This window comes from Intrasporangium sp. DVR, assembly GCF_040365325.1.
Taxonomy (GTDB): Bacteria; Actinomycetota; Actinomycetes; order Actinomycetales; family Dermatophilaceae; genus Intrasporangium.
In genome coordinates this window covers 48,492-61,781 of the sequence record NZ_BAABZW010000006.1, presented here as the reverse complement: position 1 = coordinate 61,781, position 13,290 = coordinate 48,492, and the positions used below count along the sequence as shown (strand labels likewise).

General features: G+C 71.6%; 10 protein-coding genes. 6 read left to right on the top strand and 4 right to left on the bottom strand.

Annotated elements, in window-relative coordinates; genetic code table 11:
* Position 1 precedes the first annotated feature (1 nt).
* Positions 2 to 1,099 carry a threonine aldolase family protein gene (locus ABWV20_RS07645; protein ID WP_353354280.1) on the top strand — a complete coding sequence of 366 codons (1,098 nt, stop codon included), beginning with the start codon at positions 2 to 4 and terminating at the stop codon, positions 1,097 to 1,099.
* Positions 1,100 to 1,164: 65 nt separating this feature from the next.
* Here the strand turns inward: ABWV20_RS07645 and ABWV20_RS07640 are convergent, their stop codons facing one another.
* The 3 genes from ABWV20_RS07640 to ABWV20_RS07630 all read right to left on the bottom strand — a co-directional run bounded on the left by ABWV20_RS07640 (position 1,165) and on the right by ABWV20_RS07630 (position 5,021).
* Complete coding sequence (locus ABWV20_RS07640; RefSeq protein WP_353354279.1) at positions 1,165 to 2,064, bottom strand: DMT family transporter; 900 nt, start codon at positions 2,062 to 2,064, stop codon at positions 1,165 to 1,167.
* A 7-nt stretch (positions 2,065 to 2,071) separates the two neighbouring features.
* Positions 2,072 to 3,982 carry a Stk1 family PASTA domain-containing Ser/Thr kinase gene (pknB, locus tag ABWV20_RS07635; protein ID WP_353354277.1) on the bottom strand — a complete coding sequence of 637 codons (1,911 nt, stop codon included), beginning with the start codon at positions 3,980 to 3,982 and terminating at the stop codon, positions 2,072 to 2,074.
* A gap of 64 nt (positions 3,983 to 4,046) precedes the next feature.
* Complete coding sequence (locus ABWV20_RS07630; RefSeq protein WP_353354275.1) at positions 4,047 to 5,021, bottom strand: LysM peptidoglycan-binding domain-containing protein; 975 nt, start codon at positions 5,019 to 5,021, stop codon at positions 4,047 to 4,049.
* Between the two features lie 207 nt (positions 5,022 to 5,228).
* Between ABWV20_RS07630 and ABWV20_RS07625 the strand changes: the two genes are divergently transcribed.
* A complete protein-coding gene (locus ABWV20_RS07625; protein WP_353354274.1) occupies positions 5,229 to 5,651 on the top strand; it encodes an Rv2175c family DNA-binding protein in 423 nt (140 codons plus the stop codon).
* Positions 5,652 to 5,715: 64 nt separating this feature from the next.
* Here the strand turns inward: ABWV20_RS07625 and ABWV20_RS07620 are convergent, their stop codons facing one another.
* A complete protein-coding gene (locus ABWV20_RS07620) occupies positions 5,716 to 6,813 on the bottom strand; it encodes a polyprenyl synthetase family protein (RefSeq protein ID WP_353354273.1) in 1,098 nt (365 codons plus the stop codon).
* 121 nt (positions 6,814 to 6,934) lie between these two features.
* Here ABWV20_RS07620 and metF point away from each other — a divergent pair, with 121 nt between their 5' ends.
* The 4 genes from metF (at position 6,935) to ABWV20_RS07600 (ending at position 13,264) form a co-directional block, all read left to right on the top strand.
* The gene (gene metF / locus ABWV20_RS07615; protein ID WP_353354272.1) at positions 6,935 to 7,843 is read left to right on the top strand and encodes a methylenetetrahydrofolate reductase [NAD(P)H]; all 909 of its coding nucleotides are present in this window, start codon (positions 6,935 to 6,937) and stop codon (positions 7,841 to 7,843) included.
* A 477-nt stretch (positions 7,844 to 8,320) separates the two neighbouring features.
* A complete protein-coding gene (locus ABWV20_RS07610; protein ID WP_353354271.1) occupies positions 8,321 to 8,644 on the top strand; it encodes a DUF6504 family protein in 324 nt (107 codons plus the stop codon).
* Between the two features lie 166 nt (positions 8,645 to 8,810).
* Positions 8,811 to 9,248, top strand: a complete 438-nt coding sequence (locus ABWV20_RS07605) for an SAV_6107 family HEPN domain-containing protein (RefSeq protein WP_353354270.1) — start codon at positions 8,811 to 8,813, stop codon at positions 9,246 to 9,248.
* On the top strand, positions 9,245 to 13,264 hold the full coding sequence (locus ABWV20_RS07600; protein ID WP_353354268.1) for a DNA polymerase III subunit alpha: 4,020 nt from the start codon (positions 9,245 to 9,247) through the stop codon (positions 13,262 to 13,264). Before ABWV20_RS07605 ends, ABWV20_RS07600 begins: the two co-directional genes overlap by 4 nt.
* Positions 13,265 to 13,290 lie beyond the last annotated feature (26 nt).

Sequence of the window (13,290 nt, the reverse complement as noted above, 5' to 3'; positions counted from 1 at the left end):
CGTGGGGGCAGCCGCGCCGACCGCGTCCCGACTGCCCGCGATCCGAGCCGACCTGCTGAGCGACACGGTCACCCGACCCGGTGTCGCGATGCGGGAGGCGATGGCGACCGCTCTCGTCGGCGACGACGTCTTCGGCGAGGACCCGACGGTCGAGGAGCTCGAGGAGCGCGTCGCCGGGTTGCTCGGGCACGAGGCGGGCCTGTTCACCCCGAGCGGGTCGATGGCCAACCAGCTCGGGGTGCGGCTGCACGTCAAGCCCGGTGAGGAGCTCGTCGGGGACTCCCTGGCCCACGTGCTGCGCGCCGAGCTCGGCGCCGCCGCGATCCTGTCCGGGATCTCGTCCCGCACGTGGGTGTCCGAGCGCGGCCGCTTCCGAGCGGACGATGCGGCGTCGCTGATGATCACCGGGGTCGGTCCCTACCAGGTGTGCACCGCGCTCGTCATCGTCGAGAACACCCACAACTTCGGTGGTGGCACGATCCAGTCCCTCGACGAGATCCGCCGGGCCCGGCAGCTGACCCGGGCGCACGGAGTCGCCATGCACCTCGACGGGGCGAGGCTCTGGAACGCCCATGTCGCGTCGGGCGTGCCCTTGGACGACTACGGCCGCGAGTTCGACACGGTGTCGGTCTGCCTGAGCAAGGGTCTCGGGGCGCCGGTGGGCAGCGTTCTGGTCGGCTCGCGCGCCGCGATGGCCGAGGCCCGCATCTGGCGCAAGCGCTTCGGGGGAGGCATGCGCCAGGTGGGCGTCCTCGCGGCTGCCGGCCTCTGGGCCCTCGACCACCACGTCGACCGACTGTCCCTGGACCACGCCCGGGCACGGCGGGCGGCGGAGGCCATGGCGCAGGCTGCCCCGGGCAGCGTCGACCTGTCGACGGTCGAGACCAACATCGTCATCGTCGACGTCGCAGCGGCCGGGTGGCCGGCACCCGACTTCGTCGCCGCGGCGCTCACGCGCGGCGTGCGGACCTACGCGGTCAGCCCCGGCGCCGTGCGCCTCGTCTGGCACCTCGATGTCGACGACGAGGCCACCGACCACGCCATCGAGGTGCTCACCGGCCTTCTCACGCAGCCACCGGGGGACCTGCCTCTCGGCTGAGACCCCAGCCGTATGCCGCTGAGCGGGCTCGCCGCCGGCCCGTGGCCTTCCGGTGTGGCCGGCGGTCAGACCTCGTGGTGGAGCGTCTCGGCGGGAAGCTCACCCGGGCGGCGTCGCGCGAGCAGCTCGACGGCGAACATGGCCGCCAGGACGAGCCCACCGCCGACGAGCATGCGGGCAGTGAACGACTCCCCACCGAGCCACACGGCGAAGAGCGCGGCGAAGACGGGCTCCATCGTCATGACGATCGCCGCTCGGGTCGCCGGCATGTGGGCCTGTGCCCACGTCTGCACCCAGAGGGCGAGGATGCTGGCGAAGACGACCATGTAGAGCACCGACGCCCAGTGGCCCGGTGTCGCGGGCAGCACGACGCCGCCGGGAAGGGCGCCCAGCGTGCAGAGCACCGCGATGACGACCATCTGGACGACGGAGAGTCCGGTGGCGATCTCGTGGGAGCTGTGCCGTCCGAGGCCGACGATGTGCAGCGCGTAGAGGGCTGCGGCGAGCAGGGTGATGGCCTCGCCGACGCCGATCGAGAATCCACGCAGGGACAGAAGGGCAAGCCCTGCGGTGGCGAGGAGCACTGCGGCCCATGTCGTGCCGGGCACCCGCTCGCGGAGGACCAGGGCGGTGATGAGGGGGGTCAGCACGACATAGGTGCCGGTGATGAAGCCGGAGACGGACGCGGGAGTCGTGGCCAGCCCCTGGGTCTGGAAGATCTGCGCGAGTCCGTAGAGGAGACCCAGGACGACCCCGATCCACAGCTGCTCACGGCGCAGTGCTCGCAGTGGTCGCCAGAAGACGACGACCATGATGACGGCGGCGATGCTGAACCGGACGGCGAGGAAGTCGACGGGGGGCACGTGCTCGACCAGGTCGCGGATCAGGAAGAACGTCGAGCCCCACACCGCGGTGAGGACGATGAGCAGGACGGTGGCCAGGCGCGACCGCGCGGAGCGTTGCACGGGCGCGTCAGACCACGGTGAGGATGATCGTGCTGCCCTTTGGCGCCGGTTGCCCGGCGGCCACGCTCTGGTCCCGGACCAGCTCGAAGAACGTGCCCAGGGGGCGCTGGATCTCGACCGTGAAGCCGAGCCGGGCCAAGGTCGCCTCGGCCTCCTGCACCGGTTTGCCGAGGAGGTCGGGCACCTGGACCATGACGGGGCCCTTGGACACGACGAGCGTCACGGGGTCGCCGCGGAAGAGCGTCCCGGTGTCTGGCTGCTGGGACACGACGTGCCCCTGCGCGATCGTGTCGTGGTGGACGTCCTCCCCGCGCACGGGTTTGAGACCGGCCTCGGTCAGCTTGGCCGTCGCCTGGTCGAGTGGGAGCTTCCGCACGTCCGGGACGGTGATCGGGCGGCGTCCGCGGGAGACGACGACCTCGACGAGCGTGCCCCGCTTGACCTTGGTGCCGGCCGCTGGCTTCTGGGAGATGACCGACCCCTTGGGGACCGTCTCGCTCCAGCCCTCCTTCGTCGTGCTCTTGAGGGTCAGGGGAGCGAGGACGCCACGCAGGTCGGTGGCCTTCGAGCCGACGAGCCGCGGCACCTCGTAGCGCTCGGGTCCCTTGGAGACGACGAGGAGCACGAGGGACTGCTTGGACACCTCGGTGCCGGCCGCCGGCTGGCTGGAGATGACCCGGCCGGGGGCGACGGTCTCGGAGAACGCCTCGCTCGACTCGAACCGGAGGGCGGCGACGTCGAGCGCGGTCGCGGCCTCGTCGATCGTGTGGGCGACGGCCTCGGGCACGACCGTCGTCCCGCCCGGCCCGGCCGTGAACCACCAGCCACCCGTCCCGGCGGTGGCCAGGAGCAGCGCAGCGACAAGCCAGGGCCACCGGCGGCGACGGTGGCGGCGGGGTCGTGCCGGACCCGCCTGCTGTTGGCGGCTGTCGGGGAACGGCAGCGCGGCCGTCGTCTCGAGAACCGGCGTGGACGGCTCGCCGACTGCGGTGCGGGGCGCCGTGGCCGCTCCTGCTGCCTCGCTGAAGGTCAGGGGAGTGGTGATCGGCCTCCGGTCGAGCTCCCCTTCGGTGAGGTTGCGCCGGATGAGGCGCATGGTGCTGAGGAACTCCGCCGCGGACTGGAAACGGTGGGCCGGCTCGAGGGCGGTGGCGGAGGCCACCAGCTCGTCCAGGTCGGCCGAGACAGCCGAGATGATCGATGACGGTCGGGGGACCCCTCCGTGCACGTGACGGTAGGCGATCTGGATCGGGGTGTCGCCGGTGATCGCCTTGCGTCCGGTCAGCATCTCGAAGAGGAGCAGCCCGGCGGCGTAGACGTCGCTGCGCGCGTCCGCCGCGCCGCCCTCCACCTGTTCCGGAGAGAGGTAGGACACGGTCCCCAGCAGGACGCCGGTCTGGTTGGTCGTCGCCTCGTTGGCGACCGCTCTGGCCAGCCCGAAGTCGGCGACCTTCACCTCGCCGTCGTGGCGGACGATGACGTTCTCCGGCTTGACGTCGCGGTGGACGAGCCCGGCGGCGTGGGCGGCGCGGAGGGCGGCGAGCACCGGCTCGAGGATCGCGAGCGCCTCTCGGGCGGTGAGTGGAGCCTCCTCGTGGATGACGTCCCGGAGGGTCTTCCCGTGGACCAGCTCCATGGCGAGGAACACATCGCTGTCGTCCTCGCCCTGGTCGTAGACCGCGACGACGTTGGGGTGGCTGAGGCGTGCTGCAGCGCGGGCCTCGCTGCGGAACCGCTCGACGAAGACCGAGTCGGTCGCGAGGCCGGGATGCATGATCTTGAGGGCGACCTCCCGGTCCAGGCGCGCATCCATCGCGACGTAGACGGAGGCCATGCCTCCGTCTGCGAGGTGGGAGAGGATGCGGTAGCGCCCGTCGATCACCCTGCCGACGAGCCCATCCGCCACGCTGGACGTCACGCAGGAAGTTTACGGTGCGATCCGGAGGAACCTCGGGAGGCCGGTTGCGTGCCGGACCGGCAGGTCACATCCGCTGCATGTGGGTCTGCACGGCGGCGACGTACTGCTTGGTGTCGGTGAACATGCCGCGGGTGCGCACCGAGTGCAACCCCTGGTAGTAGCCGGCGATGGCCTCCTCGACCGAGCCGGAGCTGACTCGGAGCGCCCGGATGATGACGACCCCAGCGGTGATGTTGTCCTGGGTGTCGAGCAGGTCGAGCCGTCGACCCGCGAGCTGTGCGGCCCAGTCGCCGGAGGAGGGGATGACCTGCATCGTGCCGATGGCGTTGGCCACGGACACGGCGCGTTGGTTCCACCCTGACTCCTGCCAGGCGATGGCCAGCGCGAGGCGGGGGTCGACCCCGTGGCGGGCGGCGGTGCGCCGAATCATCGCCGCGGTCTCCGTCCGGCTCGGAACCGGTCTGCTCGCCAGGGCCTGTCGGTTCTTCCTGGCTGCGGCAACCGTGGCGTCGGAGTAGGTGTAGCCGGCGAAGGTGTTCTCGCTCGTCGGGACCCGCTTGGTCGACGACTTGGGCGCCACGGGAGCCGCAGCGCCCGGGAGCGCGATGCGTTGGCCCGGGAAGATCACCCTCGGGTCGCTCAGCCGGTTGGCGGCGAGCAGCTTGGTCAGCGAGACGCGGTGGGCTGCGGCGATGCCGCTCATCGTGTCGCCGGGGCGCACGACGTGGACCCGGCCGCTGGTCCGACGGGCTGCGGTCGAGGTGGTCGGGGCCGAGCTGCGTGACCCTGACGCGGTCGCGGTGCTCGCGGTGCCCGCGGTGCCCGGGACGAGGAGGCGCTGGCCCGGGTGGATGACCGACCCTCCGGCGGCGAGGCGGTTCTTCGCGACGAGGGCTCCGGGGGTCGTCCGGTGCGCGAGCGCGAGGTCCCAGATGGTGTCGCCCGGACGGACGGTGATGGCGCGCCACGTCCGGGCGGCCTGCTCCGCGAAGACGGCGTGGGCGGGCGGAGCGAGCTGGGCGACGTCGGCGGCGAGCATGGTGTCCTTTCCTGGCCCCGAGTGGTGGAGGGCGGCCGGAAGGAGTGGCCGTGCAGCGAGGTCGAAGCGGAGGGAGTGCGGGTGAGGCACCAGTGGGTCTGGTGGTTCTGGTGTGACGGATGTGACGCTACCGCATAGTTGAGGGCTAAAGTAAAATGACAGCGGTGTAATTCCGGTCCTGACCCGGCGGGTGGCAGACTCGGCCCCGTGACCGACCAGCGCGCTGACATCCCCGGACCCGACCACACGGAAGCCGAGACGACCGACGACGCGGCCGAGCTCGAGGCGCTCGTCGGCGAGTGGACCACCGTCCCGGACGCCGCCGAGCTCCTCGGGGTGCCGTTGTCCCGCATCCGGCAGATGATCGCCGACCGTGAGGTGCTCGCATCTCGAGTGGGGCCACGTCGGGTCGTGGCCATCCCGGCCAAGTTCCTCACCGAGGACGGACCCCGGCCCGAGCTCAAGGGGACGTTCACCGTCCTCGCCGACGGCGGGCTGACCGACGAGCAGATCATCGACTGGCTCTTCACGCCCGACCCCACCCTGCCGGTCGAGGGCGCTCCCATCGATGCGCTGCGCGCCGGCCACAAGACGGAGATCAGGCGCCGGGCCCAGGAGCTCGCCTTCTGACGGGCCGGCCCGCACGGCGAGCCCGGCGGCAACGACGTGCCGCAACCCCCTCGCCAGCGGACGCTCAGGCGTGGCGAGCGGTCGAGGCGTCCACCAGCTCGTCGAGCACCGCGAGCGCGTCGCCGTCGAGGTCCGCGGTCCGGGTGCGTGCCCGCGCCAGCGCCGCGTGCGCGTCGGCGGCTCGCTCGAGGATCATCCGCTCGACCCGGGCGACGGCACCTGAACCGGCGAAGATGCCGCGCAGCCGTGAGACGCCGGTGTCGTCCAGGTCCTCGCGACCGAGCAGGGACTCGATCACCGACCGGTCCGCCTCTCCGGCGAGCTCGAGCGCGAGCGCCACGAGGACCGTGCGCTTGCCCTCGCGAAGGTCGTCGCCCGCCGGCTTGCCGGTCGCCTCCGGGTCCCCGTAGACGCCGAGGAGGTCATCGCGCAGCTGGAACGCCTCGCCGAGGGCCAGGCCGTAGGCGGACAGGTCGTCGAGAGCGGTCTCGGGAGCGCCGCCGACCCGGGCGCCGATGAGCAACGGGTGCTCGATGGTGTACTTGGCGCTCTTGTAGCGGATGACGTTGCGGGCCGACGCGATCCGGGCCTCGAGGTCGAGCCCCTGCCAGCCTCGGACGGACTCGAGCAGGTCGAGGAACTGGCCGCCCATCAGCTGGGTGCGCATGAGGTCGAAGGTGCCGCGCCCACGCGCCAGCTCGTCGGCGGGCAGCCCACAGGTCGAGTAGAGCTCGTCGCACCAGGTGAGGCAGAGGTCCCCGGCGAGGATCGCCGCGCCCTCGCCGAAGCGGGCGCCGTCACCGGCCCACCCGCGGGCCCGGTGCAGGTCGGCGACGGCCCGGTGCGCCGAGGGCATGCCGCGACGCGTGTCACTCCGGTCCATGACGTCGTCGTGCAGCAGGGCGGCCGCCTGGAAGAACTCCATGCTGGCGGAGAGTCGAACGAGGGCGTCGGAGTCGTCGCCCCCGCCGCTCCGGTATCCCCAGTAGAGGAAGCTGGCCCGCAGCCCCTTGCCACCGGTCAGCAGACGTGAGACGGAGTCGACGAGCGGGGCGATGTCGTCACCGATCTCGGCCAGCGCCGTGCTCGCGCCGCGGATGTGCCCGTCGACCGCCTGCTGGACCCGGCGGCGCAGGGCGTCGAGGTCGGTTGGGCTGGTCACGCACGCTCCTCCATCGCTCGGCATGCGGAAGGCCCGCACGTCGCCGTCAGCCTACGCGGGCGCCTGCCCGATCCGTGGCACGGGTGGCCGTCGTTCGGGCCGGCCGATCTATGGTGGCCGCATGGCACACGGCATGGCTTCCTCCATGACTCGCGCAGAGCGCTTCACGCGGTCGCTGGTCGCGATGGTCACGTCCGAGACGCCTACCTTCAGCTTCGAGTTCTTCCCGCCGAAGGACGACGCTGCCGCCGAGCAGCTCTGGGGTGCCATTCGCAGTCTCGAGAAGGTGTCGCCGAGCTTCATCTCGATCACCTACGGCGCGGGCGGCAGCACCCGCGACCGCACCGTCCGACTCACGCAGCGTGTGCTGGAGGAGACCTCCCTCACGCCGATGGCGCACCTGACCTGCGTCGGACACTCGGTGGCGGAGCTGCGTCAGGTCGTCGGGCACTACGCGGCGGCCGGTGTCCGCAACATCCTCGCACTGCGCGGCGACCCCGAGGGGGGCCTGGGCCGGCCGTGGGTGGCCCACCCGCAGGGTCTCAACCACGCCGACGAGCTCGTCCGTCTCATCAGGGGCCTCGGCGACTTCACCGTCGGGGTCGCGGCGTTCCCGGACGGTCACCCCGAGTCCCGGAGCATCGAGGACGACGTCGAGACCCTGCTGCGCAAGGAGCGGGAGGGCGCCGAGTTCGCCATCACCCAGATGGTGTTCGACGTCGACCACTACCTGAGGCTTCGCGACGAGCTGGTCCGTCGCGGTTCCGGGCTCCCCGTGATCCCCGGTCTGATGCCGATCACCAACACGCGCCAGGTGATACGGATGGCCGAGCTCGCGGGACAACCCATGCCGACGGCGGTCACCGATCGCCTCGAGCGACACGGCGACGACGCTGAAGCAGTGCGTCAGGAGGGCCTGGCCATCGCCACCGAGGCGGCGCGTCGGATGCTCGACGAGGGCGCACCCGGCATCCACTTCATCACGATGAACCGGTCGTCTGCCACGCTCGAGGTCTTCGGCAACCTCTGAGCCGACCCGAGGGCCGCGGTCGGGCAGCCGAGCCGGCCCAGCGGCATACGCGAAAGGCCGATCCACGAGCGGATGGCACCCCTGCAACCCTCCGTTCGCGGACCGGCCCGCGGTGCCACTCTGCCGGGACCGCGACCGGGCTGCCTGAGCACGCGTACTCAGTTTGTCCGGTTCAGGCAGTATGCCGCTGAGCTCGCTTCCGTGGGCCCGAAACGGCCCGCTTGCGCTGGGCGGATAACCAGGGGATGCCGGGTGATACCGGATCAGCGCCGGGCTCCTGAAGGTCGAGGCTCGTGGTTGCAGCCGGTCGGTGGTGGGGGTTAGGCTGGCGATATCGAACACATGTTCGAATGTGTTCCACACAGGTCCACAACCAAGTTCAAGTCGTCGGCAGGGTGTTCGGGCGTCCGCGGTGGAGCAGCGGTCGTCCGGGTCGTGTTCTCCCGCCTCGGCGTGTGTCCCGAAAGGAGACGTGTCGTGGTGCGCAGGTTCAGTGATCCGGTCGCGGTCCGGGTGGGGGAGCCAGACCGGCCGGAGGCGTTCATCTGGCGCGGTCGCCTCTACGTCGTCCGCGGCGTCCTCTCGCACTGGCGGGAGCGTCGCGCCTGGTGGCGGGATGCGCTCGACGCGCAGGAGGCGGATGTCCGGCCGGGGAGATCGATCGCGGCCGCAGCGAGCGAGCAGCAGGTCTGGCGGGTCGAGGCGAGCCCCGGGTGGTCGTTCGCGCCCGGGGTCTACGACCTCGCCCACGACGAGTCGGCCCAGGGCGACCAGTGGTCCCTCGTCCGCGTCGCCGACTGAAGGAGATCTGATGACTCTCGCATCCGGTGGGGCCCCGGCTTCACGGTCAACCTCAGGTTCAATGTCGTCCGCCTCGACGTCAGCACCAACGTCAGCACCAACGTCAGCACCACCCGCCCGGCAGAGGCCCGGCGGTGCAGACCGAGGGTCGGCCGGCCGCGGCACGATGGCATTCCCCCGACCACCCCTGCCCCCAGCGGTCCTCGACCTGCTCGGGCGGGCCAGGGGCACGCTCGAGGAGGGCTGCCGCACGGCCGACGCCTCGGAGCGCTACCGGGATGCCCACCTGGGGGCGCTTCGCGCAGCTGCCGCTCTCGTGGCAGCCCGCACCACTCCCTCTCCCCGGTCCCGGCCGCGCAGCGTCTGGCAGGTCCTCCCGGGGGTCGCCCCGGAGCTCGCCGAATGGGCCGCCTTCTTCGCGGCCTGCTCCGCCCACCGCTCGGTCATCGACCGGGGCGGGTGGATCCCGGCCCGGGAAGCCGACGACCTGCTCCGCCAGGCGGAGATGTTCCTGGAGATCGTCCAGGGCATCCTCGGGGTCCCGATCACCGTGCCCCTGCCCGACCTCACCACGCCGCTCCGCGGGACCCGACTCGTCCGATGAGCGACAGCTTCGTCCACCTGCACGTCGCGTCGGGCTACTCGATGCGATACGGCACCGCCAAGCCGGAGCAGCTCGTCGAGCGGGCGTCCGCCTTCGGGCAGCCGGCGCTCGCTCTCACGGATCGCGACGGGCTCTACGGGGCGGTCAAGTTCGTCCGGGCCTGCATGGACCGGGATGTCGACCCGATCCTCGGGGTCGACCTCGCCCTCGGCCCGGACCCGATCGAGCCGCGCCGCTTTCCCGGCGCGACGGGCGGAGCGCGCAGTGGTTTTGGGACCGGCAGGGCTCGGGCCGGCGATGGGGGGCGGGGCCGCACCCCGGTACGAGGCGGCGCCTTGGTCGACCCGCGACGGCCCCGTGTCACCGTCCTGGCCCGGGGGAGTCGCACCGGTCTTCCCCCGGGAGCCGGGTGGGCGGCGCTCTGTCGGCTCGTCACGGACACCCACCTGAGTGGCGAGCGGGGCAACCCGGTGACGACCGCACGCCTGCTCGCCGAGCACGCCCGACCGGCGTCCTCGGGATCCCCGCTCGTCGTGCTCCTCGGCCCCGACTCCGATGTCGGTCGCGCGGTGCTGGCCAAGAAGCACTCACTCGCCCGCGCCGCCCTGGAGCGGTGGCGCGAGCTGCTCCCGCACGACGGACTCGCCGTCGAGATCGTCTGCCACGGGGGTCCCGAGCACCTCCCCGGGAGCCTGGGGCAAGCCGGCCGGATGCTCGCGCTCGCCGCAGAGGTCCGGGTCCCGACGGTGATCACGGCAGCAGTGCGGCACGCCGACCCACAGGACGCCGCCATCGTGGACGTCCTCGATGCGGCGCGCCGGCTGGTCGCACTCGACGCGCGTCACCTCGACCGGGTCACCACCGCCGGGCACCTCTCGCCGACCCCGGTCATGCACGCCCTCGCCCGTGACGTCGTCCAGGTCTCCGGCCCGGGCCTCGTCGGTGGGGGACCCCTGGTGCGGCAGCAGGCCGCCGAGCTGGTTGCCCGCACGACCACGCTGGCCACCGAGTGCGTCCAGGACCCCCGCGCCGACCTGGGCATCGGTTCGGTCCACCTCCCCGAGCCGGGCGTGCTCGGCATCCGTGAAGGGGTCAACCCGCAGGCGGTCCTGGCGAGGCGGTGCCGCGAGTCGATCGCGACGCGCTACCCCGACCACAGCGGCAGCCAGCTCGCAGCGGTCAGCGAGCGGCTCGAGGACGAGCTGCAGGTGATCGAGACACTCGGCTATGCGACGTACTTCCTCACCGTGGCACAGGTCTGCGACCTCATCCGTGAGATGGGGGTCCGGGTCGCGGCACGGGGATCGGGGGCGGGCTCGGTCGTCAACTACCTGCTCGGCATCTCCGGGGTGGAGCCGCTGCGGCATGGCCTGCTCATGGAACGGTTCTGCTCACCCCTGCGGGCCGAGCTGCCCGACATCGACATCGACGTCGAGTCCGCCCGGCGCACCGAGATCTACGAGCGGATCCTCGACCACTTCGGCGGCGAACGCATCACCTGCGTCTCGATGATGGACACCTACCGGGTGCGCCACGCGATCCGCGACGCCGGTGCGGCGCTCGGCCTGCCGCCGCAGGAGATCGACGCGATGGCCAAGGCGTTTCCCCACATCGCGGCCCGCAACGTCCGCAACGCGCTTGCCGAGCTGCCCGAGCTCCGGGCGAGTGGGCTCGACGTGCCGCGGCTCCAGCTGATGTACGACATCGTCGAGCGACTCGACGGGCTGCCCCGCCACATCGCGCTGCACCCCTGCGGAGTGGTGCTGTCCGACTCCGGGCTCCTCGACCGGACCCCGGTCGAGGCGAGCTGGCTCGGCTTCCCGATGAGCCAGTTCGACAAGGACGACGTCGAGGCGCTGGGCCTGCTCAAGCTCGACGTCCTCGGCATCCGGATGCAGTCGGCGATGGCCCACGCAGTGACGGAGGTGGAGCGGGTCGACGGGACGAGGGTCGACCTCGACGACGAGACCTGTGTCCCCCTCGACGACGGTGAGACCTTCGAGCTGATCCGGTCGACCAGGACGCTCGGCTGCTTCCAGATCGAGAGCCCGGGGCAACGTGAGCTCATCGGCAAGTTCGGGCCGGAGACCTTCGAGGACATCATCATCGACATCTCCCTGTTCCGACCCGGTCCGGTCAAGAGCGACATGATCGTCCCCTTCCTCAACGCCAGGCAGGGATGGAAGGAGCCGTCCTACCTTCACTCCACGCTCGTGCCGGCACTGCAGGAGACCGAGGGGGTCGTCGTCTTCCACGAGCAGGTGCTCAAGCTCGTCGCCGAGACGACCGGAGTGAGCCTCGCCGAGGCCGACGAGGTGCGCCGGGCACTCGGTTCACCACACGGTCAGGACGAGGTCGAGAAGTGGTGGCGGCCCGCGGCCCGCGCCCGCGGCTACTCCCGTGACGAGGTCAACCAGATCTGGGATGTCCTCAAGGCCTTCGCGTCCTTCGGCTTCTGCAAGGCCCACGCGGCTGCCTTCGCCCTGCCGACGTACCAGTCCGCCTGGCTCAAGACCCATCACCCGGCAGCGTTCCTCGCAGGGGTCCTCACCCATGATCCGGGCATGTACCCCAAGCGACTTATCCTCGATGACGCGCGCGCCTTCGGCATCACGATCCTCGGGCTCGACGTCAACGTCTCGACAGGGGACTACCGCTTCGAGCGCACCGAGGACGGCGACGAGGCGATCCGGCTGTCCCTCGCCGACGTGCGTGGCATCACCGACCTCGAGATCGCGAACATCGTCGCGGGGCAGCCCTACGCCAACCTCGCCGACTTCTGGCAGCGCGCCCACGTGTCCCGTCCGGTGGCAGAGCGGCTCGTCCTCGCCGGGGCCTTCGACTCGATCCACGACATCGTCACGGGGGGCGTGGTCTCCGGGGGGCTGGGTGGAGACGTCTCCACCAGGTCTGATGAGCGGGCCTCCGGTGGATCGGGTGGACGGGGCTCGCCCCGCCGCAGTGTGCCGGGGTCCCGCAGCGGGTTGGGGCGGCGCGGTCGGGTGACTCGGCGCGATCTGCTGCTCCACGTCGCCGAGCTCGACCGGTGGACCACCTCCCAGCGTCGGACGACGAGTGCCACCCGAGGTCTGGCTCGACGCAGCTCGACCAGCCGGGGTGCCAGCACCGCGTCGCACCGGGGACGGATCACCGCAGTGTCCGAGTCGGGTGACATCCGGGCCCTCGCTGCGGCGCAGTCCCAGGCGCCGGCACCCGTCCCGTCGCACGTGCCGGTGCAGCTCGCGCTCGACCTCGGGGACGCTCCCCGGCTCACTGCGACGAGCGGCCTGCCGGAGATGACCGGCCCCGAGCGGGTGCGTGCCGAGCTCGAGGTGCTCGGGCTCGATGCCAGCGGTCACGTCGTGGACTTCTACCGTCCGATGCTCGATGCCCTCGCGGTCACCCGTTCCGACGAGCTGTTGTCCGGGCGAAGCGGTCGAGAGGTCTGGGTCGCGGGCGTCAAGGTCGCGACGCAGACCCCGCCGATCCGATCCGGGCACCGGGTCGTCTTCCTCACCCTGGATGACGCGACCGGGCCCGTCGACCTCACCTTCTTCGAGGACGTCCAAGGCCCCTATGCGTCGACGGTCTTCCACTCGTGGCTGCTGCTCTGTCGTGGCATCGTGCGACGCACCGGGCCGAAGGGGGTGTCGATCCGCGCCACCGGCGCCTGGGAGCTGAGCGCCCTGCAGGATGCCTGGACCGCGGGCGGGATCGCAGCGGTGCGCGATGCCCTCGAAGCCGCTGACCGGGTCGCCTGGGAGCGTGCGGGCTCCTTGACCGGTGACCCGGGGGAGGACGGCACCGACCGACCCCTCGGAGTCGGCGAGACCCCCGCCGGGCGCCGGGTGCTCGTCCATGCGTCCGGGTTCAAGCAGTCGCCCTACGCCGACATCCGTCCTGCCGGGGGTGACGTCCGGGAGTCTCGGAGCAGGGCCGCTCTCGTGCCCTCCGACGTCCCGCACGGGCCGCCGCGCAAGCTGTGGCACGCGAGTCCGGGAAGCGCAGGGCACTAGGGTGAACCTGCCAGAAACCTGCCGCC